Source organism: Pseudidiomarina sp. WS423, assembly GCF_050750165.1.
In the GTDB taxonomy this organism is placed as follows: Bacteria; Pseudomonadota; Gammaproteobacteria; order Enterobacterales; family Alteromonadaceae; genus Pseudidiomarina; species Pseudidiomarina fusca.
Genome location: NZ_JBOJLN010000014.1, coordinates 1 through 21,961, shown reverse-complemented (window position 1 = coordinate 21,961; position 21,961 = coordinate 1). Strand labels below are relative to the sequence as shown.

Annotated in this window: 25 protein-coding genes; 14 read left to right on the top strand and 11 right to left on the bottom strand. The window is 49.6% G+C overall.

The window, feature by feature from the left end:
* Nucleotides 1–9 precede the first annotated feature (9 nt).
* The gene (locus tag ACQ661_RS10380) at nucleotides 10–624 is read left to right on the top strand and encodes a YjaG family protein (protein WP_110076738.1); all 615 of its coding nucleotides are present in this window, start codon (nucleotides 10–12) and stop codon (nucleotides 622–624) included.
* Between the two features lie 5 nt (nucleotides 625–629).
* On the opposite strand, the gene ACQ661_RS10375 is transcribed toward ACQ661_RS10380, so the two are convergent.
* Together ACQ661_RS10375 and rsmD are read right to left on the bottom strand one after the other, a co-directional pair.
* A complete protein-coding gene (locus ACQ661_RS10375) occupies nucleotides 630–908 on the bottom strand; it encodes a DUF1145 domain-containing protein (RefSeq protein WP_153827056.1) in 279 nt (92 codons plus the stop codon).
* A 21-nt stretch (nucleotides 909–929) separates the two neighbouring features.
* Nucleotides 930–1,580 carry a 16S rRNA (guanine(966)-N(2))-methyltransferase RsmD gene (rsmD, locus tag ACQ661_RS10370; RefSeq protein ID WP_110076740.1) on the bottom strand — a complete coding sequence of 217 codons (651 nt, stop codon included), beginning with the start codon at nucleotides 1,578–1,580 and terminating at the stop codon, nucleotides 930–932.
* 86 nt (nucleotides 1,581–1,666) lie between these two features.
* Between rsmD and ftsY the strand changes: the two genes are divergently transcribed.
* From ftsY to rpoH, 4 genes are all read left to right on the top strand, one after another.
* The gene (ftsY, locus tag ACQ661_RS10365; protein WP_431668289.1) at nucleotides 1,667–3,064 is read left to right on the top strand and encodes a signal recognition particle-docking protein FtsY; all 1,398 of its coding nucleotides are present in this window, start codon (nucleotides 1,667–1,669) and stop codon (nucleotides 3,062–3,064) included.
* Entirely contained in the window at nucleotides 3,061–3,732 is a 672-nt protein-coding gene (ftsE, locus tag ACQ661_RS10360; RefSeq protein WP_110076742.1) for a cell division ATP-binding protein FtsE, read from the top strand. The genes ftsY and ftsE overlap by 4 nt, the downstream gene beginning before the upstream one ends.
* A gap of 3 nt (nucleotides 3,733–3,735) precedes the next feature.
* A complete protein-coding gene (gene ftsX, locus ACQ661_RS10355) occupies nucleotides 3,736–4,716 on the top strand; it encodes a permease-like cell division protein FtsX (protein ID WP_110076743.1) in 981 nt (326 codons plus the stop codon).
* Nucleotides 4,717–4,872: 156 nt separating this feature from the next.
* Nucleotides 4,873–5,739 carry an RNA polymerase sigma factor RpoH gene (rpoH, locus tag ACQ661_RS10350; protein WP_110076744.1) on the top strand — a complete coding sequence of 289 codons (867 nt, stop codon included), beginning with the start codon at nucleotides 4,873–4,875 and terminating at the stop codon, nucleotides 5,737–5,739.
* Here the strand turns inward: rpoH and ACQ661_RS10345 are convergent.
* The 3 genes from ACQ661_RS10345 to gpmI are packed head-to-tail and all read right to left on the bottom strand — an operon-like array spanning nucleotide 5,736 to nucleotide 9,193.
* Entirely contained in the window at nucleotides 5,736–6,506 is a 771-nt protein-coding gene (locus tag ACQ661_RS10345) for a divergent polysaccharide deacetylase family protein (RefSeq protein ID WP_110076745.1), read from the bottom strand. The two genes, rpoH and ACQ661_RS10345, sit on opposite strands and share 4 nt — an antisense overlap.
* A complete protein-coding gene (locus ACQ661_RS10340; RefSeq protein ID WP_153827062.1) occupies nucleotides 6,507–7,652 on the bottom strand; it encodes a murein hydrolase activator EnvC family protein in 1,146 nt (381 codons plus the stop codon). It lies immediately after the preceding gene.
* A complete protein-coding gene (gene gpmI / locus ACQ661_RS10335; RefSeq protein WP_431668288.1) occupies nucleotides 7,652–9,193 on the bottom strand; it encodes a 2,3-bisphosphoglycerate-independent phosphoglycerate mutase in 1,542 nt (513 codons plus the stop codon). The genes ACQ661_RS10340 and gpmI overlap by 1 nt, the downstream gene beginning before the upstream one ends.
* 168 nt (nucleotides 9,194–9,361) lie before the next feature.
* Here gpmI and ACQ661_RS10330 point away from each other — a divergent pair, with 168 nt between their 5' ends.
* From ACQ661_RS10330 to gpsA, 3 genes are read left to right on the top strand one after another with little or no spacing between them, the layout of a single operon-like run.
* Entirely contained in the window at nucleotides 9,362–9,790 is a 429-nt protein-coding gene (locus tag ACQ661_RS10330) for a rhodanese-like domain-containing protein (RefSeq protein WP_110076748.1), read from the top strand.
* A 30-nt stretch (nucleotides 9,791–9,820) separates the two neighbouring features.
* Nucleotides 9,821–10,318, top strand: coding sequence for a protein-export chaperone SecB (secB, locus tag ACQ661_RS10325; RefSeq protein ID WP_110076749.1), 498 nt, complete (start codon nucleotides 9,821–9,823; stop codon nucleotides 10,316–10,318).
* Between the two features lie 17 nt (nucleotides 10,319–10,335).
* Nucleotides 10,336–11,370, top strand: a complete 1,035-nt coding sequence (gene gpsA / locus ACQ661_RS10320) for an NAD(P)H-dependent glycerol-3-phosphate dehydrogenase (RefSeq protein WP_431668287.1) — start codon at nucleotides 10,336–10,338, stop codon at nucleotides 11,368–11,370.
* A gap of 68 nt (nucleotides 11,371–11,438) precedes the next feature.
* Here the strand turns inward: gpsA and slmA are convergent, their stop codons facing one another.
* The 3 genes from slmA to coaBC are packed head-to-tail and all read right to left on the bottom strand — an operon-like array spanning nucleotide 11,439 to nucleotide 13,845.
* Complete coding sequence (gene slmA / locus ACQ661_RS10315; protein ID WP_162014607.1) at nucleotides 11,439–12,023, bottom strand: nucleoid occlusion factor SlmA; 585 nt, start codon at nucleotides 12,021–12,023, stop codon at nucleotides 11,439–11,441.
* 52 nt (nucleotides 12,024–12,075) lie between these two features.
* Nucleotides 12,076–12,531 (bottom strand): dUTP diphosphatase, encoded by a 456-nt coding sequence (gene dut, locus ACQ661_RS10310; protein ID WP_153827065.1) that lies wholly within the window; start codon nucleotides 12,529–12,531, stop codon nucleotides 12,076–12,078.
* Between the two features lie 21 nt (nucleotides 12,532–12,552).
* Complete coding sequence (gene coaBC, locus ACQ661_RS10305) at nucleotides 12,553–13,845, bottom strand: bifunctional phosphopantothenoylcysteine decarboxylase/phosphopantothenate--cysteine ligase CoaBC (RefSeq protein ID WP_431668286.1); 1,293 nt, start codon at nucleotides 13,843–13,845, stop codon at nucleotides 12,553–12,555.
* A gap of 258 nt (nucleotides 13,846–14,103) precedes the next feature.
* Here coaBC and radC point away from each other — a divergent pair, with 258 nt between their 5' ends.
* The 3 genes from radC to rpmG all read left to right on the top strand — a co-directional run bounded on the left by radC (nucleotide 14,104) and on the right by rpmG (nucleotide 15,341).
* Nucleotides 14,104–14,781 carry a RadC family protein gene (gene radC / locus ACQ661_RS10300; RefSeq protein ID WP_110076754.1) on the top strand — a complete coding sequence of 226 codons (678 nt, stop codon included), beginning with the start codon at nucleotides 14,104–14,106 and terminating at the stop codon, nucleotides 14,779–14,781.
* Nucleotides 14,782–14,937: 156 nt separating this feature from the next.
* The gene (gene rpmB, locus ACQ661_RS10295) at nucleotides 14,938–15,174 is read left to right on the top strand and encodes a 50S ribosomal protein L28 (protein WP_110076755.1); all 237 of its coding nucleotides are present in this window, start codon (nucleotides 14,938–14,940) and stop codon (nucleotides 15,172–15,174) included.
* A gap of 11 nt (nucleotides 15,175–15,185) precedes the next feature.
* On the top strand, nucleotides 15,186–15,341 hold the full coding sequence (gene rpmG, locus ACQ661_RS10290; RefSeq protein ID WP_092857736.1) for a 50S ribosomal protein L33: 156 nt from the start codon (nucleotides 15,186–15,188) through the stop codon (nucleotides 15,339–15,341).
* Between the two features lie 76 nt (nucleotides 15,342–15,417).
* On the opposite strand, the gene ACQ661_RS10285 is transcribed toward rpmG, so the two are convergent.
* Nucleotides 15,418–16,071: a 2OG-Fe(II) oxygenase gene (locus tag ACQ661_RS10285; RefSeq protein ID WP_369743089.1), complete on the bottom strand. Its 654-nt coding sequence runs from the start codon at nucleotides 16,069–16,071 to the stop codon at nucleotides 15,418–15,420.
* A gap of 111 nt (nucleotides 16,072–16,182) precedes the next feature.
* Between ACQ661_RS10285 and mutM the strand changes: the two genes are divergently transcribed.
* Nucleotides 16,183–16,998 carry a bifunctional DNA-formamidopyrimidine glycosylase/DNA-(apurinic or apyrimidinic site) lyase gene (gene mutM, locus ACQ661_RS10280; protein ID WP_431668285.1) on the top strand — a complete coding sequence of 272 codons (816 nt, stop codon included), beginning with the start codon at nucleotides 16,183–16,185 and terminating at the stop codon, nucleotides 16,996–16,998.
* Here mutM and bioH read toward each other — a convergent pair.
* Entirely contained in the window at nucleotides 16,995–17,792 is a 798-nt protein-coding gene (gene bioH, locus ACQ661_RS10275; RefSeq protein ID WP_431668284.1) for a pimeloyl-ACP methyl ester esterase BioH, read from the bottom strand. The two genes, mutM and bioH, sit on opposite strands and share 4 nt — an antisense overlap.
* Nucleotides 17,793–17,996: 204 nt before the next feature.
* Here bioH and ACQ661_RS10270 point away from each other — a divergent pair, with 204 nt between their 5' ends.
* A complete protein-coding gene (locus ACQ661_RS10270) occupies nucleotides 17,997–18,497 on the top strand; it encodes a ComF family protein (RefSeq protein ID WP_162014608.1) in 501 nt (166 codons plus the stop codon).
* 16 nt (nucleotides 18,498–18,513) lie between these two features.
* Here ACQ661_RS10270 and ACQ661_RS10265 read toward each other — a convergent pair whose 3' ends face one another.
* Nucleotides 18,514–21,138, bottom strand: a complete 2,625-nt coding sequence (locus tag ACQ661_RS10265) for a M14 family zinc carboxypeptidase (RefSeq protein ID WP_431668283.1) — start codon at nucleotides 21,136–21,138, stop codon at nucleotides 18,514–18,516.
* Nucleotides 21,139–21,336: 198 nt separating this feature from the next.
* Here ACQ661_RS10265 and nfuA point away from each other — a divergent pair, with 198 nt between their 5' ends.
* Complete coding sequence (gene nfuA, locus ACQ661_RS10260) at nucleotides 21,337–21,915, top strand: Fe-S biogenesis protein NfuA (RefSeq protein ID WP_369743094.1); 579 nt, start codon at nucleotides 21,337–21,339, stop codon at nucleotides 21,913–21,915.
* Nucleotides 21,916–21,961: the final 46 nt, after the last annotated feature.

Here is a 21,961-nt window from a genome sequence, read left to right as displayed (position 1 = left end):
GAGGACATTATGGCGGTACTCAATACTTTTGAGCGCATTCGTGCGCTACCTATGCCTTATCAAACGCTGCTGGCGCTTTATTTGTGCCAGCGCATGCTACCTAACTATGAGCTTTTTCATCAGGTCACCGGCTTTGGTGATCCAAAACCCTTGCAAGGTGCACTTAATGCCTGTTGGGAATGGGTCTGGCAACCTAAGAAAGTTAAAGTGAACTTTGCTCGCTGGCAAGAGAAAGTCGATGACGAGACGCCTAGCGAACATGGCCACGATATGCTTGGTGTTTATCCGGCGATGGATGCTTGCACCGCAATCAGTACTTTATTGCAAGGACTGATGGATAACAACAGCGCTGATTTCGTTAGCGTCGCAAAAGTATCTCAAGCTGGCGTAGCGAAATTCCTTGAGCTAACCGAAGGTGCTGAGATGTCTGCCGAGCAGCGCCGCAAACTATTGCGCGAGCATGAGTTGGCGGTGTACGAAGTTGAAGTGCAACAAGCCATGTTAAACTTTTTGGAGACCCTTGCCGCCAGCCAGCCTCAACCAAGTCAGGCACTGGTGCAACAGGTGCGCCAAATGGTAGCAGACGAAGGCGTCTCCAATATTGGGGTTAGCTTAGCTGATTAACGACTCTACTTTGGTTGGCGTTGCGGTTGTGATTGGACAATGGCAAGCCAACCAATAATGCCAAAAATGACTATTTGCCAATAGTCACCTCGTCGCCACAAAATATGCTCTTTGTAGACGGTGACAAACATCAGTAATTGCAACAAATGCACCGCAATCAGTACCATCATTAAGATGAGAAAAAGCGCAAAGCCTTTACCAGGAAACGGCCAGACCAAATTGGCTAGCATCGCGGCCCATACCAAAGCAAATAATAAACGTCCTGCCCAAACTGCCATACTCATTATTGGTATCCTAATTTACTGTCACTCTGGTATCGGAGTCACGTTGGTGCTAGTTACTTGATATAAGCGAAAGGCGACTTGGCCAGCTCGCTTCTCTCGATACAAATGCCAATGAGCTGGCACTTGCGCAATCCAATTCGCCTCTGTTTCCACATACACCCAACTGTCTGGTGCTAGCCATTGCTGCTGCTCAAGTGCCGCAATGCATTTATCAGCAAGGCCTTGTTGAAACGGCGGGTCGATAAAGACCACATCAAACTGCTGCGGCGCTGGTTGCGCTAAATAGGTTAAAGCATCCGTTGCTAGTGCCTCGGCCTGACAAGGCTCTGGTAGGTCTCTGGCCTGCATGGCTTGGTTGAGTACCTTTGCATGTTGTTGCAATAAGGTCGCGGCTTGCTTATTGCGCTCTAACAGGGTCACGCTCGCAGCCCCCCGTGAGAGCGCCTCGAAACCTAGCGCTCCGCTGCCAGCAAAGGCGTCTAGCACGCGTTGTTGGGCCAGCTCAAACTGCAGCCAGTTGAATAGAGTTTCGCGAATTCTATCGGTGGTTGGTCGTAGCCCTGGTAAATCAGCGATGCTTAATTTGCGGCCACGCAAAAAACCACCGATAAGGCGGAGTTCGCCAGCACCTTTGTGGCTGGCTTTTTTCTGCTTGTTTGAGCGGTTTGGCATGCTAAAGTACGCCTTCTAGGGTTTGACATGGTAAACTGTTGGGCATTGTAACCGAGCAGCACAGAACTTCCAAAGGTAAAGCAAGCATGGCCAAAGGATCGTTATTTTCGTTTTTTCGTAAAAAAGACAAGCCCAAAGAGGCATCCGAGGTAACCTCAACTCCAGCAACCACTGATTCTGCCACTGATCCAAGCATAGATTCGAACAGTGATTCAGTGAGTGACCAAGCCACGATAGCGGAGGCTGGCGAACCAGCCGAGCGCGAAGAAGCAGCTGTAGTTGGCGAACTAACTGAAAGTACAGAACCAACCGAAAGCAGTGAACTAGCCGAAAGCGCTGAACCAGTTGAACCAGTTGAACCAGTTGAACCAGTTGAACCAGTTGAACCAGTTGAACCAGTTGAACCAGCTGAACCAGCTGGACAAGCCGAGCCAGTTGAACCAGCCGAGCCGACAACAGTGGCGGCGATAGCAGCACCAGATGCGGCCGAAGTGTGCGCCCAAGTCACTGCAGAGGTAGCTGCTAAGAAGGCAGCTAAACCGGCCAAACAAGGTTTGTGGGCTCGCCTGACCCAAGGCCTCAAAAAAACATCAAGCGCTATCGGCGATGGCTTGTGGGGCTTGTTCAAAGACAAAAAAATAGATGATGAGCTGTTTGAGGAATTAGAAACGCAGTTGCTTACGGCTGATATTGGGGTTCCCACCACGCAGCGTATTGTCGACCGTTTAACGCAGCATGCGAACCGCCATCAGTTGAAAGATGCCAATGCCTTGTATGACCTGTTGCAGCAGGATTTAACCGAGATCCTCAAGCCCGTTGAGCAACCATTACAAGTGAATCAAGATGGCCCTTTTGTGATCTTGATGGTAGGTGTGAACGGAGTAGGTAAAACCACCACTATTGGTAAGTTAGCCCAGCAATTTAAACGCCAAGGCAAATCGGTGATGCTAGCTGCTGGCGATACTTTTAGGGCTGCAGCGGTTGAGCAATTGCAAGTGTGGGGTGAGCGTAACGATATCCCTGTTATTGCTCAACATACCGGCGCTGATAGTGCTAGCGTAATTTTTGATGCGGTAGAAGCGGCCAAAGCGCGCGGGGTTGATGTCTTGATTGCCGACACGGCCGGGCGTTTGCAAAATAAAGCACATTTGATGGAAGAACTGAAAAAAGTGGTACGGGTGATGCGCAAGCTAGACGAAACCGCACCGCATGAAGTGATGCTGACGCTAGATGCTGGCACAGGGCAAAATGCCATCAGCCAAGCCAAGCTTTTCACTGAAGCTGTGGGGGTATCTGGCATCACTTTAACCAAGCTTGATGGCACCGCCAAAGGTGGGGTTATTTTTGCTATCGCCGACCAATTTAACATTCCTATTCGTTATATTGGGGTAGGCGAAGGTATTGACGATTTGCGCCCGTTTGTCGCGGACGAGTTTGTTGCAGCGCTGTTTCAGCGCGAGTTAACCCACAGTGATAACGCATGATTAAATTTGAGCAAGTAAGCAAAACTTACCCTGGTGGCTTTCAGGCATTAAACAACGTGAGCTTTCATCTGGAACCAGGTGAAATGGCGTTTCTAACGGGTCATTCGGGGGCAGGTAAAAGTACCTTGCTCAAATTAATAAGTATCCTTGAGCGCCCAACAGCTGGCCGTGTGCTCATCAATGGCCACGATTTAAAACGGATCTCGGCACGGCAAGTACCTTATGTGCGGCGTGATATTGGAATGATTTTTCAAGACCACCGCCTGCTGATGGATAAAACCGTGTTAGACAATGTCGCACTGCCCCTGCTGATCGAAGGCTACAGTATGGCCGAAGCGAAAAAACGGGTGCATGCAGCACTGGAGAAAGTAGGTCTGTTGGACAAAGTTCGGCACTACCCCTATATGCTATCGGGCGGCGAGCAGCAGCGCGTTGGGATAGCTCGTGCCGTGGTCAATAAGCCGCCGTTATTGTTGGCGGACGAACCTACCGGCAACTTAGATCCTAAGCTATCTATGGATATTATTCGGTTATTTGAAGAATTTAATCGGGTGGGGGTATCCGTATTAATTGCAACGCACGATTTAGGCCTGATTGCGCGGTTACGCTACCGCACCCTAACCTTGCGTGATGGGCGTATGATCAACGATGGCTTGCAGGAGAATTAAGCCATGAGTTTATTATTCCGATCACGCCAACAAGGGGCAAGCCAAGTCAACATTTCAAAGCTTCAACGTTTTGTCATGTTTTGGGTGCACAATGTGCAACAAGCCTTGGCTAGTCTTGGCGAGTTGTTACGTTATCCGTTGGCTAGCATGATGACGATGGCGGTGCTAGGGTTAAGTTTAACGCTACCAGCAACGCTATACGTGGTGGTTAAAAACACGGAAAGCTTGGGTGCTGATTGGCAGAATGCCGCAGAAATCACGCTGTTTTTGCGCAAAGACTTAACCCAGCAAGAAGTAGACACTGTGCATAAGCGTTTGAGCTTGTCTAGTGCCATAGAATCTGTACGTTGGATTGATAAACAACAAGCTTTGAGCGAGTTTAAAGAACAGTCGGGCTTTGGTGATGCGTTGGCGGCATTGCAACAGAACCCTTTGCCGGATGTGCTTATTGTTACCCCGGTAGCAGCACAGCGCAGTGCGGCTACAGCGCGGCAATTGCTTAGCCAGTTACAACAAGAGCGTGAAGTAGCTGAAGCGCGCTTAGATTTAGATTGGCTGACGAGGCTGGAGGCTATTTTAGCGGTGATACGCCATGGCTTATCAGCGTTAGCTTTGTTGTTATGTGTGGCGGTGGTGTTAATCGTAGGCAATACCATCCGTTTGAATATCAATAGCAAACGCGATGAAATCATGGTGATGAAATTGGTGGGTGCTACCGATGCCTATATTCAACGGCCTTTTTTGTATACGGGCATTTGGTATGGCCTGGTGGGTGGCGTGATTGCTTGGGTAGCAACGGCGTTGATCATTTGGTGGATCAGCGGTACCGTTGCTCACGTCAGTGAACTGTATCAAAGCCAATTTCGTATTGAAGGCTTAAACTTTAGTGAAATGATGGTGTTATGGTTAGTGGCAATTGGTTTGGGGCTGCTTGGATCGTACCTTGCTGTAAGAAAACATGTACGAACCATTGAAATGACCTAGCTTAGCCCATAAGTTAAACCTGAGTTAAAGATCTCACAACCATTGTCAGCAGCGTCGTTTTTGCTAGAATGAGGGAACTTTCAGGCTTAAAAAGAGTCTGAGTAGGTGCCTGCAGAACTTAGTACAGGCACCCAAATTTAAAGAGGATGTTGTTGCATGAGCACTGAAATTACGAGTATGGCATTAACGGTACCGCAATCGAGCGGTAGCTTAGAGGCGTATATTTCGTCAGTGAATCGCATTCCTATGCTGTCAGCAGAAGAAGAACGCGAGTTGGCGGAGCGCCTACAAGAACAGGACGATTTAGAGGCTGCACGTCAGCTCATCATGTCGCACCTGCGCTTTGTCGTACATGTGGCCCGCAGCTACTCAGGTTATGGCTTGCCTCAGGCCGATTTAATTCAAGAAGGCAACATTGGCTTGATGAAAGCTGTACGCCGGTTTGACCCGACCGTGGGGGTACGCTTGGTATCTTTCGCGGTGCATTGGATTAAAGCTGAAATCCATGAGTACGTGCTGAAGAACTGGCGTTTAGTCAAAATCGCTACTACCAAAGCACAACGTAAATTGTTCTTCAACCTGCGCAAAATGAAAAAGCGTTTGGGTTGGTTTACTCAAGATGAAGTAAACACGGTAGCTGAAACTTTAGGTGTTAGTACTTCTGAAGTATTGGAAATGGAAGCTCGAATGAGTGCCCATGACCAAGCCTTTGAGTTGAGCTCAGACGATGATGATGCGCGCGAAGGTAGCAATTACTCACCGGCTCAATATCTAGAAGATAAGCGCTCAGACCTCGCTGAAGAAGTTGAGCAAGAGCAGTGGGAGTCTCATACTCAGCAGCGTTTATTATCGGCAATTAATACTCTGGATGAGCGTAGCCAAGATATTGTTAGGGCGCGTTGGTTAGATGAAGAGAATAAAACGACCCTACAAGAGCTGGCAGAAAAATATCAAGTGTCAGCCGAGCGAGTACGCCAGTTAGAAGTGAATGCAATGAAGAAATTGCGTTTAGCGATGGCTTAATTTAAGAGCTCAGAAACGTACACAAACTGAAAAGATTCCGTTGGCAACAGCGGAATCTTTGCTTTTAGAAAGGCCAATGTTTCTGGGTGAGGGTGCGCAATCACCACCGCCTGCGACTGCTGTTGGGCCAATTCTAGGAGTCCCTGCCAAGCTTGTTCTAACGCCACCTGCTGCAACTGATTATCAAGAAATACATGCCGCCTTATGGTGGGTACGCCATGAGCAAGGGCCTGTTGTTCTGCCACGGTAGCTGCGCTAGTACGGCTATCTAAAAAATACAACTGACGCTGCTTTAAGGCTTGCATCAACCACGCCATACTTTGTTCTTGTTCGGTTAAATAGCTGCCTTGATGATTGTTCACCCCTTGTGCATGGGGCACCTGCTGCAATGCATAATCAAGCAAGAGTTCAATATGTGCTAACGAGTCGCTCGCGCTTAGCATGCCAGCTTCTGTGGCGGTCTGCTGTCCTTGAGCTTGCATCGGTAGGTGCAGCATCACCTGATGACCAGCCTGATGCGCAGTGGTCGCTAGTTTAGTGGCATGCGGCGAGCCTGGTAAGATAGCTATAGTAATAGGTATAGCTAAGTCGAGAAACTCTTGATGGCGAAGGTGGTGGCCCACATCGTCAATCACGAGAGCAATCTTGGCTGGCTTTGGCGCTTCGCTGAATGGCGGGGTTAGTAGCTGAGGAGGCTGGGCTAAGGCTTTGCTTGCGATCAAGCTCAAGATTAACAGGCAAGCACCCCCTAGCAACGGGCGCGACATTTAGCGACACCACTGGGTAGGGTTAACAGCGTCGCCTTTAACTCGGATCTCAAAATACAAGGCTGGGCTCTCACGGCCACCGCTTTGTCCCACTAAGGCGATGGTTTCATTACGGCGCACTATGTCACCCTCGGCGGGTAAAATGGTTTGGTTGTGGCCATACAGGCTCATATAACCATCGCCATGGTCGAGTACTAGTAATAGGCCGTAGCCACGTAACCAATTAGCAAACAAGACGCGGCCATCAGCGATAGCCGTAACAGGGGTGCCATCTGCCGCGTCAATGATCACACCTTTCCACTGTAAGCCGCCACTTCGCGCTGTACCAAACACTCGTTGTACTTTGCCCTCGGCAGGCCACTGTAACTGTCGCTTGAGCTCGGCCAATCCATTTAATTGCGGCTCATTGCGCATTGCTGCGATGATTGCCGCCAACACCTGCTCTAAGGCTTCTTGGTTCTGGCGGAGTTGGCTAATGGCTTGCTGATCCGCTTGTTGCTCGCGATTTAAGCGTGCGATAAGTTGTTGTTGTTGCTGCTGTTGTTGCTGCAACACGCCTTGTTGCTGGCGCTGCTCAGCCAATTGCTGTTGCTGCTTAGCTTGTTGCTCATCAACGTCGGCCCGTACTTGTTCTAGTTGCGCATAGGTAGCTTGCAGCTGCTCTAATTGCTGCATCCGAGCTTCATTAAAGTAGCGATAGTAGCCCAGCACCCGCTCAATTTTGCTGGGCTCTTGTTGTTGCAATAACAGCTTTAAATAATCGTGTTTGCCTAACCGATAGGCGGTATCAATTTGTTCAGCCAAAAGCGCCAGCTGTTGTTGCTGTTGCTGTTCTAGTTGCTGCTGCTGTTGCTGTAAATCCTTGATACGAGCGACAGTCGCCGCTAGCTCGGTGGCGGTATGGTTAAGTTCGTTAGCAATACTGGCTATTTGCCGTTCTAACTGTTGTAGTTCGCGCTCAGTTAAGCTGAGTTGTTCAGAGCGTTGGTCTAAGGCTTGCTGCCGGCGCTTAAGCTCAGTCGCAATTTGCTGCAACTGGGCTTCAGTTGCAGCTTGCTCTGCTTGGCTGTCCGTCTGCGCTGCGGTCGCAGCACTACTTAAGAGCCAGAATGTCAGCGCCAGCCAGCGACCCCAAGTAGCTACCATTAGCTGCTTTGAGTTAAGGTAACAATGGGTTTGCCCGTCATTTCTGGCGGAGTTGGTAGCCCTAATAAATGCAGCATCGTAGGAGCTACATCAGACAAGGTGCCACCGGCACGAGCTGTGGCATCACGACCCACATAAATAAACGGCACCAGCTCACTGGTGTGGGCAGTGTGTGATTGGCCGGTATGGTGGTCTTGCATTTGCTCAGCATTGCCGTGATCTGCAGTAATTAGACACTCACCGCCAACCTCGCGCAGCGCTTCAACCACCCGCGCAATACAACGATCGACAGCTTCACAAGCCTGTACCGCTGCGGCAAAATTGCCCGTATGACCGACCATGTCGCCGTTCGGGTAGTTACAGATAATCACGTCATGTTGGCCGGCGCGAATAGCGGCAACCAACTCATCAGTGAGTAGCTCGGAATTCATCTCTGGCTGCAAATCGTAGGTTGCTACATTGGGAGATGGGATCAACACTCGCTGTTCCCCAGCAAACTCTTGTTCCCGTCCGCCACTGAAGAAAAAGGTGACATGCGCATACTTTTCGGTTTCAGAAATACGCAACTGGGTGTAGTCATGCTTGGCGAGCCATTCGCCTAAAACGTTATGCAGAGACTCAGGCGGATAGGCAACGGGGCCATTCAGCTCTGCTGCATATTCTGTAAGCATAACAAAGGCTCCTAACTGGGGCCGCTGACCACGGTCAAATCCAGTAAAGTCTTGATCTAAAAAGGCGTGGCTCAGTTGACGCGCGCGGTCGGCGCGGAAGTTCATGAAGATCACTGCATCACCCTCTTGCATCGGCGCTTTATCGCCAATCCGGGTGGCTTGCACAAACTCGTCATTTTCGCCACGTTCGTAGGCATCAGCAAGTGCTACTAAGGCACTATCTGCTTGATAAGAAGCCTTGCCATGGACGATTAAATCCCAAGCTTGCGCGACTCGCTCCCAGCGCTTATCTCGGTCCATCGCAAAGTAGCGTCCGCATAGACTTGCAAATCGCCCCACGCCAAGCTGACTAAACAAGGCATCAAAGCGCTCCAGAGAAGCTTTGGCAGAACGTGGTGGGGTGTCACGACCGTCTAGAAATCCATGCACATAAATTTTTTGTGCCCCGCGCTGGGCGGCTAGTTCAACCATGGCTAACAGATGGTCTTCGTGACTATGCACGCCACCTGGTGATAACAGCCCCATGATGTGAACCGCTTGGTCGGCCCGCACCGCCTTGTCTACCGCCTCAGTTAAAGCAGGATTAGCAAAGAAATCGCCATCGCTGATAGCTTTGCTGATGCGGGTAAAGTCTTGATACACCACACGGCCTGCACCAAGGTTCACATGGCCCACCTCAGAGTTACCCATTTGCCCGTCGGGTAGGCCTACTGCCATCCCTGAGCCGTCAATCAATGTATGTGGGCATTGTTGCCACAGGGCATCCATAGTCGGAGTATGTGCTGCCGCTATCGCATTATCGGCAACTGCCTCACGATGGCCCCAACCGTCTAAAATAATTAACGCCAATGGTGTATGCGCTTTACCCATAACATCCTCGGTGGTTTTTTAGTAAATTCATCAAATTGAATCTATTTTATGCGATTTTAGCTTGCTCCGCACCCTTTCTAGACATTCATTAACACCAAATTTTACTGGCAACGGGCAAATCAGTAGGTATACTCTGTGGCTTGTTTTTCAACTGGAGTTACGTTCACCATGGAGCAAATCCTTGCCTTCGCTGCAGACCACCTATTTATGAGTCTGCTTTGGGTTATTCTTTTAATTGCCATTGTGGTTACTTATGTTCAAGCCGCAACTTCCAAAATAAAAAGTTTGACCCCGCAGCAAGCAACCTTATTAATTAATAGAAATGATGGGGTGTATGTTGATATTCGCTCGGTGGATGAGTACCGTAAAGGGCACATTCAGGATTCTCTGCATTTAACTGCCGATAAAATCCGGAAAAATGAACTGGCACCACTTGAGAAATTCAAATCTGCCCCCATCGTGGTGGTATGCGCAACGGGAATGACCGCAAAAGGGGCTGCAGCTACGTTAGCTAAAGCTGGGTTTGAACAGGTTGCAATACTCCAAGGTGGAATTTCTGCCTGGCAGGGCGCCAGTTTCCCACTGGTAAAAAAATAATCGTTTGATCAAGCAATAGGAAGTAGAACAATGGCTGATGAACAGCAAGTAAATGGCGCCGCACAGGACGACGCACCACAACAACAAGCATTCCAAATTCAACGCGTCTATGTCAAAGATGTTTCGTTTGAAGCGCCAAACTCGCCGGCAGTTTTCCGTCAAGAGTGGAAGCCAGAGTTGAGCTTAGACTTAAATGTGAATAACACTAAGTTAGAAGACAACACCTACGAAGTTGTGTTGAAAATTACTGCAACCAACAAAGTAAATGGCGAAGTAGCGTTCTTGGCTGAAGTTCACCAAGCAGGTATTTTCACCATCGCTGATTCACTCGAAGATGGTCAACGTGCACACTTATTAGGCGCGTTCTGCCCGAATATCTTGTTCCCATACGCACGCGAAACTTTGTCTAGCTTAGTTAGCCGCGCAACCTTCCCACAATTGAACTTAGCGCCAGTTAACTTCGACGCGGTATTTGCTCAGCATATCCAGCGTCAGCAGCAAGAAGCTGCCGAAGCTACTCAGCAATAAGTTAGATTGCAAAACGAATGCGTAATGCACAAGTAACAGTGCTAGGAGCCGGTTCTTATGGAACCGCCCTAGCACTTTGTTTTGCCCGTAAGGGTACGGCGACCTGTTTATGGGGTCGCGATGCCGAGCAAGTTGCAGCTATGGCTGCTGAGCGCGAGAACAAACGCTATCTGCCAGGCATTACCTTACCTGATAATCTCCAAGTTACTGCAGACTTAGCTGAAGCGGTAGCTGCGTGCCATAATATAGTGGTGGTTGTGCCCAGTGGCGGCTTTAAGCAAGTACTACAAGATATTGCGCCGCAATTATTGCCTGATGCCCGTGTGGCATGGGCGACCAAAGGTTTAGAGCCCGAAACAGGCCGGTTATTATTTGAAGTAGCAGAAGATATTTTGGGTGACGAGCACGCCTTAGCGGTGCTTTCTGGCCCAACTTTTGCGATGGAAATGGCCAAAGGTTTACCTACCGCTATCTCGATGTCTTCTACGGATCCGCAATTTGTTGAAGATCTGTCTGAACTGCTGCACTGCGATCGCAGTTTTCGCGTTTATACCAACGACGACTTTATTGGCGTGCAGTTAGGTGGCGCCGTTAAGAATGTGATCGCTATTGGTGCGGGGATGGCGGATGGTGTGGGTTTTGGCGCTAATGCTCGCACTGCCCTCATTACACGCGGCTTGGCTGAGCTCACCCGATTAGGATTAAAGCTTGGGGCTAAACCAGAAACCTTTACTGGCATGGCAGGATTAGGCGACTTAATTCTAACTTGTACCGACAACCAATCACGTAATCGGCGTTTTGGTTTGGCTTTGGGTCAAGGCAAAACGGTTGACCAAGCCATGGCTGAAATCGGCCAAGCGGTGGAAGGCTATCGCAACACGCGCGAAGTGGTGACTCTAGCACGACGCCATGGTGTGGAAATGCCGATTTGTGAGCAGTTGTATGATGTTCTGTACGGAGATACCACGCCACAGCAAGCCGCAATTAACTTGCTAAGCCGCGCTCGGACGTCTGAATCGGTGGCGACTGATACAGCCAGTGAGAACAATTAAGCGATGCATTGATATGACCAGAAGCAGACCAGTCTAAGCTGCTCATGCTTCTGGTGCTAGTTGCCTGACTAGCGTAGCAATTGTTCCGCAATGGTTTGCCACTGCTGCTCAAAATGAGTGGTTGGTTTATGGGTAAACCCTGACCGCACAAACTGCGCGATTTTACCATCGGTATAAGCCATAAGTAGATTGGCGAGCATCCCTTCATCTAGCCCAGCGACCACTTTCTCACGTAATCGACGCTCCCGTAATACCTGTTTGAAGTTAGCTTCTAGCTTATCAAAAATGCCAGTCACTCGGTCTCGTAAACGTTCGTGCTCACCGAGTAGGGCATCTCCGGTAATCACCCGCGTGATGCCAGGGTTACGCTCAACAAAAGTAAGCACTAGCCGCACCATCATTTCACAGCGCGCTAACGTGTCTTTTTCATTTTCTAAGATCTGGTTGATGCGTGACAAAATGGCATCTTCAGTAAAATCAATCAGGCCTTCAAACATTTTCGCTTTCGAGGCGAAATGACGGTACAAAGCGGCCTCAGAGACACCCACTTCAGCAGCCAAACGGGCTGTGGTGATGCGTTGGCCCGGGCTGGTTTCTAACATGGCGGCGAGAGCCGCTAAAATATCCTGTTTACGATTCTGTTTTGCGGTCACGTGGTTGCTTCCTTGGTTATGATTCTTAGTAGCAGAGCCTATTTAGCACGGCTTAGCGGGTACCCGAATGACCGAAGCCACCGGCGCCTCTGTCGGACTCAGAAAAATCTTCAACGAGATTAAATTGCACTTGCACCACCGGCACGATAACCATCTGCGCAATGCGCTCGCCAGGCTCAATGGTATAAGCATTAGTGCTGCGGTTCCAAACCGACACTTTCAGTTCACCTTGATAATCTGAATCGATTAACCCCACTAAATTACCTAGCACCAAGCCATGTTTATGTCCCAATCCAGAACGTGGCAGCAGGGTAGCGGCAAGGTTAGGGTCGGCGATATGAATCGCTAGCCCGGTTCCTACCAGATGGGTCTCGCCTGGCTCCACCGTAAGTGGTTGGTCAAGACAAGCACGCAAATCTAGGCCGGCTGAACCTGGGGTTGCGTAAGTTGGCAAGGGGATGCTTTGGCCAATTTTAGGGTCAAGAATTTTAAGGTCGATAGCAGTCATGCTGGGTTCCTGGTTCTAAACTTAAGAGGTTGCTGAATCTGCGCCACTTTGAAAAGAAAAGTCATGGCTATTTTTTAGTTTAACGGCATGCTGTAACAACTGGGTAGCAATACTCAGTTTATCTGCCACCGGCAGATCTAAGTGCTTGAGTTGCCCTTGTTGGTCGTGCCAGTAGAGTGTCATGGCATTGACGTCGCTGTTAAAGCCGATAGCGCTGCTACTAACATCGTTAGCAGCGATCATCGCGAGTTTCTTTCGTACCAATTTACTTTGGGCATACCGGGCAACGTCATTGGTTTCAGCGGCGAAGCCAATAGTAAAAGGTGGCTTAGGTAAGTTACTGACGGTGGCCAAAATATCTGGGTTCTTAATGAGAGTCAGAGCTAACTCATCTTGCTCCGCGGTCTTTTTCATTTTATGGCTAGCAACGGTTGCCGGACGATAATCGGCGACTGCTGCACACCCAATAAAAATGTCGGCTGAGGGAACCGCTGCTAACACTGCCGCTAACATGTCCTCAGCACTAGTCACATCGATGCGCGTCACGCCTGCTGGAGTGGGGAGCTGACAAGGGCCGGCAATTAAAGTCACAGTAGCGCCTAGTTGTTGCGCCGCCGTAGCTAAAGCGAACCCCATTTTACCCGAGCTATGGTTAGACAAATAGCGTACCGGGTCGATCGCCTCGCGGGTGGGACCTGCGGTAATCACCACGTGTTGATTCGCCAGAAGAGCAGCCACAGATTGTTTATCCGCTGCTAACGCCCGTACTACCAGCTCTCGCAGCTCTAGCGGTTCTGGCATACGCCCACTACCAACATCACCGCAAGCTTGAGCACCGCTATTAGGTTCTATCAGCTGCATGCCGTACTGCTTAATCCGTTGCAAGTTAGCTTGTACTGCTGGTGCTGCCCACATCTGCTGGTTCATGGCAGGTGCCACCCAGATAGGAGCGGCAGTAGCTAAGCACAGGGTGCTAAGTAAGTCATCAGCGCTGCCGTTAGCAAGTCTTGCCAGCATATTTGCACTCGCAGGCGCTAGCAGCACTAAATCAGCCCATTTAGCCAATTCTATATGGCCCATGGCAGCTTCGGCCGCAGGGTCAAGCAAGTCATGATGCACCGGATGTCCCGATACCGCTTGGAGCGTTAGTGGCGTGATAAAGGCTTGGGCACCTTGGGTCATCACCACGCGCACAGAGGCGCCGTAATCACGCAGACGACGCACCAATTCGGGAATTTTATAAGCGGCAATACCACCGCTTACACCCACCAGTATGTTGCGGTCGGCTAGCGGTTGCTCGGGGCTATAAGTCATAGTAAGTCCTTACCTTTACAAGGTCTTTACCTTAGCACATTGGGATAGCTTTAGGCGATATCTGACGTGGTACTTTTCAATCACGCAATCTAGCTTAGATAAGGACGCACGCCTGCTGCGCAAGCCCTTAGTTTAGCGCTTTGGCGCATGAATATCAGACCTTCTGGCTTTGGGTCGTTAACCAATGGCGGCCGATCGTCGGTCAAAATTAGCTACATTAGGCGCTCTGACACATCTGAGTAAACAAGGAAAGTAACCATGCCCACCGTAAAAGATTGGCCAGTCGCTGAGCGCCCACGCGAAAAAATGGCTGAACTAGGAGTCGCCACCTTAACCGATGCTGAATTATTGGCTATCTTGCTCGGCACCGGAGTTAAGGGCAAAGATGTGGTCACCTACTCACGCGACCTGTTGAGCCATTACGAGGGTATTGGCGGTTTGCTCGCGGCGCCCGCCGAGAGTCTCCTGCAGCAGACAGGGATTGGCCCGGCCCGGGTAATGCAATTGCAAGTGGTGATGGAAATTTCACGGCGCTATTTGGCTTGGCAATTACGGCGTGACGATGGCTTTACCCAACCCTCCATGGTGCGTGACTATCTTACCGCACAGTTGCGTCATCAAGAACGCGAAGTGTTTGTGGTGCTGCTACTTGATAGTCAGCACCGGCTGTTAAAATACGTGGAATTATTTCAGGGCACCATCAATGCGGCTCCAGTTTATCCGCGTGAGGTGGTTAAGTTAGTACTGCAATGTAATGCGGCAGCGGTTATACTAGCGCACAATCATCCGTCCGGGGTGGCTGAACCTAGCCAAGCCGACCAGCGCGTCACTGAGCGCTTGAAGCGAGCCCTAGCGATGATCGACGTCGCGCTACTCGATCACTTTATAATTGGTGCTGGATCACCAGTTTCATTTGCTGAACGAGGGTTGTTGTAGTAAAGTAGCGCCGCCGTTTATAGGATCAGAAAGATCAAAAAATATCTGCGATCACTTGATTGCCGGGCCAATTTGCTGTATAAAATGCGCCCTCGGATTCAAGGCAAGGCCGCGATGGGCGACAGGCGAGCTTGAAGCAATTTTGGAGTAAATAGAATGTCACGAGTATGTCAAGTTACAGGAAAGCGTCCGGTTACCGGTAATAACCGTTCTCACGCGCGCAATGCGACCAAGCGTCGTTTCCTGCCGAACCTGCAATCACACCGCTTCTGGGTAGAATCAGAAAAGCGTTGGGTTAAATTGCGTATCTCTACCAAAGGTATGCGTATTGTTGATAAAAATGGTATCGACGCGGTGCTCGCAGATTTGCGCGCTCGTGGCGAAGCTGTGTAAGGAGATAAACCATGCGTGATAAGATTCGTTTAGTTTCTTCTGCCGGTACTGGTTATTTCTACACTACCGACAAGAACAAGCGCAACATGCCAGAAAAAATGGAAATCAAAAAATACGATCCAGTGGTTCGTAAGCACGTGGTTTTCAAAGAAGCTAAAATTAAGTAAGCTTCTTCTGAGCATAAAAAAACCCAGCCTAGCTGGGTTTTTTTATGGGCGCTATTTAGTGTGCTCAAGCACCGGGTTAACGGGTAGGATCAATAACACCATTGATACTATTGTTATGCCGATACCAGCCGGTAATGCTATAACGGTCGCGTTGTCCGGCAAGTACTTCATGCACAAACACATCGCTTAAAAACAGCACTAACTTGCCCGCCTCGGGGAGCACCGTCTCGAGCACCTCACCACGTTTACCATAAATAATGAGTTGCCCACCATCGGCGTCTTGCCAATCTGGATTTAAGTAGAACACGCTGGTTAAGATACGATTACTGCGACCTTTAAAAGCATCTAGGTGTTTGCGATAAAAAGCACCAGGCGGATAGTGAGCAAGGTGGCACTCGTAATCAAATAAACCCATAAAGAGCTCGCGATTTACTTCTAAGCGCAAGTTATCCATCATGGTTAAATAAGCGTTTTCAAGTGCAAATTCGCGTTGTAACCAGCGGATCTTATCCTGGCGCACGGCCGTATTGGTGGTGTACTGATCAGCCCGACCGATGCCGGCCTGTTGCCAGCAGTTGCTACTCAATTGTTGGGCATACTGGTACAATTGCAGGCAGTAAGGCGCAGCTAGATACTGCGGTACAATAACATACCCGTGCGCAGCAAGCTGGTCATAATCAATAGCTTGAGTACGAAATTGTTGTTCGCTTAAACTAATTTCGGCGGTCATGTGGTGCATGCCTCAACATACTGCAAATATGTGGTGTAGAACAAGAGCGGGAATATAAAATAGCGTAGCTATAAACACAAGCTGCGCGGTATTTTTTGATGAGGTCTAGCCATGCCAGAATTACCCGAAGTTGAAGTCAGTCGTCTAGGTATCAGCCCCCATCTTACAGGGCAACAGATTACCCAGGTAATTGTCCGTGATCGACGCTTACGCTGGCCGGTTCCAGCTTCTTTAGAAACAGTTGCTGGGGCTACCATCGAAGGCGTCGAACGCCGCTCCAAATACCTGATTATTAGCACCACAAAGGGCTACCTGATTGTGCACTTGGGGATGTCCGGAGCTTTGCGGGTGGTACCCGCAGATAGTCTGGTAGTTAAACATGACCATATTGATCTGGTGCTAGGATCCGGCCTTTGTTTACGCTTTAACGACCCGCGCCGCTTTGGTTGTTGGTTGTACAGCGCAACTCATCCTAGTGCGGATCACCCGTTATTGCGCGAGTTAGGGCCGGAACCCTTAACCGATGACTTTACCTTAGACTATCTATTCAACGCCTCGCGTGGCCGCCAGCAAGCCATTAAAACCTTCATTATGGATAATCATGTGGTGGTTGGGGTAGGGAACATCTACGCCAATGAGTCTTTGTTTAAAGCGGGAATTCATCCAAAACGTGCTGCTGGTAAAGTCAGTAAAGCACGTTATCAACGCTTGGTGCCCATCATCAAAGAAACCCTTGCTAGAGCCATTGAACAAGGCGGCACTACCTTGCAAGATTTCACTCAAGCCGATGGTCAGCCTGGTTACTTCAAGCAAGAACTGATGGTGTACGGGCGCGGCGGTAAAGCTTGCATGCAGTGCAAGAGCACCTTGAAAGAAATCCGTTTAGGTCAGCGTAGTACCGTGTATTGCCCACAATGTCAGCGTTAACTGGGCGCGTATTGCTGCAAAAAGGGTTGTAGGGCGGCCATAAAGCCGCTCGGATCGCTGATGAAAGGCGCATGACTACAGCGTGGCGCCAGATACTGATGCTGTGCGCTCGCAGTGCTTGGCAGGAGCTGGCTTACGTGGTCAGCTACTGCGGCCGGCACTAACGCATCTAATTTGCCATAAACCCGCAATAAAGGTACCGCCAGTTGCGCCAACTGCGGACGCAAATCCACACTGGCCAACATATCTAAACCAGCATCGAGCACCGCAGGGGTCGCCATCGGTTTGGCAAAAAGCCATGCTTTAATCTGTTTAATATCTTCTTTGGCATGCGGCGCGCCTAACGACTGGAGCGCCAGGAAGCGTTCCACCGTACGTTTGAAATCTTTGCTCAGTTGTTTCGCAAAGGTATGCAAGATATGCGGTTCGATGCCTGGCCATTCAGGTGTTGCAGGAAAATAAGGCGATGAAGCTACGGTGGTTAAGCTATGCAGGCGTTCTGGAGCTTGCAATCCGATCTGGCTTGCTACTAAGCCGCCAAGAGACCAGCCGATTAAATGACAGTGTGAAGGCAAGGCTGCTAGCGTGAGTTCACACAGATTAGCAAACGTCAGTTCGCGGTCCGCAGGCCAAGGTGACTCGCCATAGCCGGGTAGGTCTAGGCGATGGACACGGCCTAATTTGGCTAAATCAGCGACAATTGGCGTCCAGATGTTCGCATTCAAACCCCAGCCATGGAGTACCACAATATCCGTCCCTGTGCCCCTGACGGCGCGCCAAACTGAGTCTACCATGAGTGTCCTTGCTAACTTAAACCACTTGAAAAAAGGCCCTCTATGTTAGGTTATTGCTGGCTCTGTAATCAATCTTTAACTGGTCGAACAGGTGGCGGACTCTGTTTGGTGTGTTTGTATGACCTACCGCGATTACCGCCGAGCTGCCTAAAATGGCGTTGTCAGCAACCCGAACGAGCGCAAGGGCGATACTGGTATGCGGCGATGAGCTGGCAAGCAGATACGCGCTCACTCGTGCATCGTTTTAAATTCCACAGTTGTCCCGAGTTAGCTCAGGTGCTAGCACCCTTGATGGTGGCCCAGGTACTGCATTGCTATCAGGATAAGCCCCGGCCAGATGCGATTATGGCGATGCCGATGAGTTATTCGCGTTGGGTTAAGCGTGGTTATAATCAAGCCGGATTGCTGGCGCGGGCGGTCGCTGAACAGTTGCAGTTGCCGATCATTAGTGGTGGTTTACGACGACTCTACGATACCGGTACCCAACAACATCATAGCAGTGCCTCACAACGTTGGGATAGTATGCAGCGCAGTCTGTATTGCACTGGTAATATGACCGGGCTCACGGTCGCGGTGGTGGATGATGTGCTGACTACGGGCGCATCAATATCGGCGGCCGCAGCTGCAATTGAGCAGCGCGGCGCCAAAGCGGTGGATGCATGGACGTTCGCTTTTGCTGAACCTCATCCACCGCTCAATGAATAACTCCTAAGAGAGGTGCTTAGTGAGCACTTTCAGCCGCTTCAGCGGCAGCCTCGGCAGCATTTTCTTCGTCGCTCAGGCTAGGAGTGACCTGATCTGCTAAGAAGATAGCATTACTGAGTAACTTAGCGGTGCCCCAGAAGAAGGCACGGAAGTTAATGTCATCGGTAAAGGCAATAACGCGGCCACGACCGTGACGATGGGCGATGATTGCTGCTTTACCTGCCAATACTTCACGGTTCTGAGAGGCGGCAAAACCGGCTAACAGTGGATCGTTAGCACGGTATGTTGCCACGGTAACAAACGGCTGCTCAGGCACCACCATCGCATTTAAGCTGTCTTTAAAGACCGGCAAGGTAGCGCGAGGATAGCCAAACGTAAGCGGATGGGTAGCATCTAATTCAAGTTCAAAGATAGCTCCGGCTACGCGGCGCTGACCGTAAAAATGATCTTGGTCGGCAAAAGTGAGTCCCGCGGTTGGAAACTTCTTCGAAAACTCATCTGAATTCACAAATTCGGCCGCCAAAATATCATGCTGACTTAACCAACGTGCACCGTTTTGTTGGCCAATTACCACACCGCCGTCGCGCACCCATTGCTGCAGTCGCTCTGCGTCTCGCTTAGACAGGTTAGAATAACGACCGTCGACCATTAAAATGTGCGTATAGCGGCTTAAATCAACGCCACCAAAACGGTCCGTATCAACCATCGAAAGTGGTACACCAACATGGCGATCGAGGTAATACCAAGCTTCGCCGCCTTCGTACATGTTGGCATCGTTACCTACTAGCATCATCACTTGGATAGGTTTCACCGGTGCCAAATTACGGCTACCAAGGTCAATACCGCGCCGGGTTAAACCCGAGCTGATGGCATGCACTGTTACGCCGGTTTCTGCGGTAATGGCGGCAAGCTGCTGTTGTACTTCAGCCCAATCTTGTTGCTGATAGGCTTTAGTCACCACCACGGTACCAGCCGTGAAGTTATAATCGCCCGCGCTAGTCGATGCAGTAAAAGCTTGGTTTGCTTGACGCACATGAATGCCCGCTTGCAATAACCGGTTCAGAGTTTTCGGGGCAAAATAATGGTGCCATTCAAACGCATAAGCGTAGGCATCAGCAGCCAAGTCATGGTTAGGGGTGGTGGTGGGTTGCCACGCTTGGTCGGCAATTTTTACGCGGCGACCATCGTAGGTTGCCCAGTTCAGGTTAAACGCATGGGGTAGGGTCCATGCCGAAACATCATAGAAAGTATTGTCTTTAAAGCTCTTCTGATTCATGAACATCGCACGAATCAATAAATACTGAGGTTGTTCTAGCGGGATGTAAGCAGCATGATCTGCTTGGTAAGTGACCCCGTTTAGTTTTAGATCATCGGTTAACACATAACTCTGAACGCCGTGCTGACGCAAAATGTTAAGCATCTCGTGTAGCCGCGCAGGATCGGTTTCATCACCTACCACATAGCCGTTAAAGTCAGCTTTTTTAGCTGCGGCCATCGAGTCATCGTAAAAACGTTGTTGGTAATCCAAGAACCACTTCTTATTGGCGTGAGCGCCATACATGCTGGTTAACGACGTGGTAAATTGGTTTTGAATGGTAAAAGGAAACTCTAATAAGCCATTAATAGAGTCTTGGGCATGACCACGGCTAGAAGCCTGCTCAAAAAGGATACCGATAGCACCTTGCACATCAGGATAAGTGGAACCTTTCCCAACATAGAAATCATCAAAGGCTTCTTCAGTAAAATACAACCGGCCTTGTTCATCCAGTGCCGCCGCATGACCCTCCGCCAGAGTTTGGGTTAGACGTACGTTTTCGTCTGGCGTATTCGGGTTTTTTCGTGATGGAATACCCGGCTGGAAGAAAAAGGTGCTATCTGTGCCCATCTCATGAAAATCGGTAAGGACGTTAGGCTTCCATTTTTGAAAATTGGCAATACGAGCGCGTGACTCAGGATGCTGTAACAACAACCAATCGCGGTTTAAGTCAAACCAATAGTGGTTAACTCGGCCACGAGGCGTAGGCTGCACGTGCTCACGATGTTGAGTATCGCTGACTAAGTTGATGCTTTTATGCTGATTAGCCCACTGTGCAAAACGAGCTAAGCCATCAGGGTTGTAGGCAGGGTCAAGCAAGATAATGGTATCTTTTAAGACGCGCTCGATTTTCTCGCCTTCAGCTGCGGCCAAATAATAGGCATACAGCAAGGCGGAGTTACTGCCACTAGGTTCATCACCATGAATGCTGTAACCCATGTAGAGTACTAGCGGCGCAGTATCCGGGTTGCCTTTGCGTTTCGGATCGGCCAAAGCGAGGTGTTGATCACGTAACTGCTCAATATTGCTGTGGTTTTCTGGGGCGGTCACAGTTAATAATAAAAGTGGGCGTCGCTCATGGGTATACCCTGTGACTTCAAGGCTGAACCGGTCGGACTTTTCCGCAAGAATTTCCATGTAACGAACCAACTGTTCAGGCCTTACGTGCCATTCGCCCACTTCGTAGCCGAGTACCTGCTGTGGCGTTGGAATATCAGGGTTGTAAGTTACATCGTCGGGAAGATAATCATCTAAGCTGGTAGCATTGCTAGCAAAACTAGCTACTGCAATAAAGCAAAGCACACATAGAGTAAGCAAACGTTGCATGAAATTTTCCTGCTGAAACCAAAAGTAGTCTTGTAAACTAGCAAACTCTTAACCGAATGCCCACAGTGGTTACTATGCAATGCCCAAAAATTGCGATAAGATATACCCTACTGATTTAGTCAAGTATAGCTTGGTAGCGACTAGCTTATAGCTACCTACCAACGACGAGTAATTCAAAAGTATTGAGGTGATTTGCCCATGATTCGTATTACCGAAAGCGCACAAGCTCATTTTCGTAAACTGCTTGCTGAGCAACCGGATAACACCAATATCCGCGTATTTGTTGTTAACCCGGGCACGCCTTCAGCAGAATGTGGCGTATCTTATTGCCCACCAGACTCGGTAGAAGCTGACGACGAAGTATTACCATTTAGCGGTTTTGATGCGGTGGTTGACTCAGGTAGTGCCCCTTTCTTAACCGATGCTGTGATTGATTTTGAAGAACAAGATTTAGGCTCGCAACTGACCCTAAAAGCACCGAATGCGAAAGCCAAGAAAGTTGCTGACGATGCGCCTCTGATTGAGCGCGTTGAGTATGTGATTCAATCTGAAGTTAACCCACAGTTGGCTAACCATGGCGGTAAAGTGGCAGTCAGCCAAATAACCGACGACGGCATTGCCGTGTTGCAGTTTGGCGGCGGTTGCAATGGCTGCAGTATGGTTGATGTCACTTTAAAAGAAGGCATTGAAAAAGAACTGCTGCAACGTTTTCCTGGTGAACTTACCGGCGTGAAAGATGCGACCGAGCACCAAGCTGGTGAACACTCGTACTACTAAGAAAAACGGGTCTTTACCTTATCTTTGCGTTCTTTTTGAACAATTA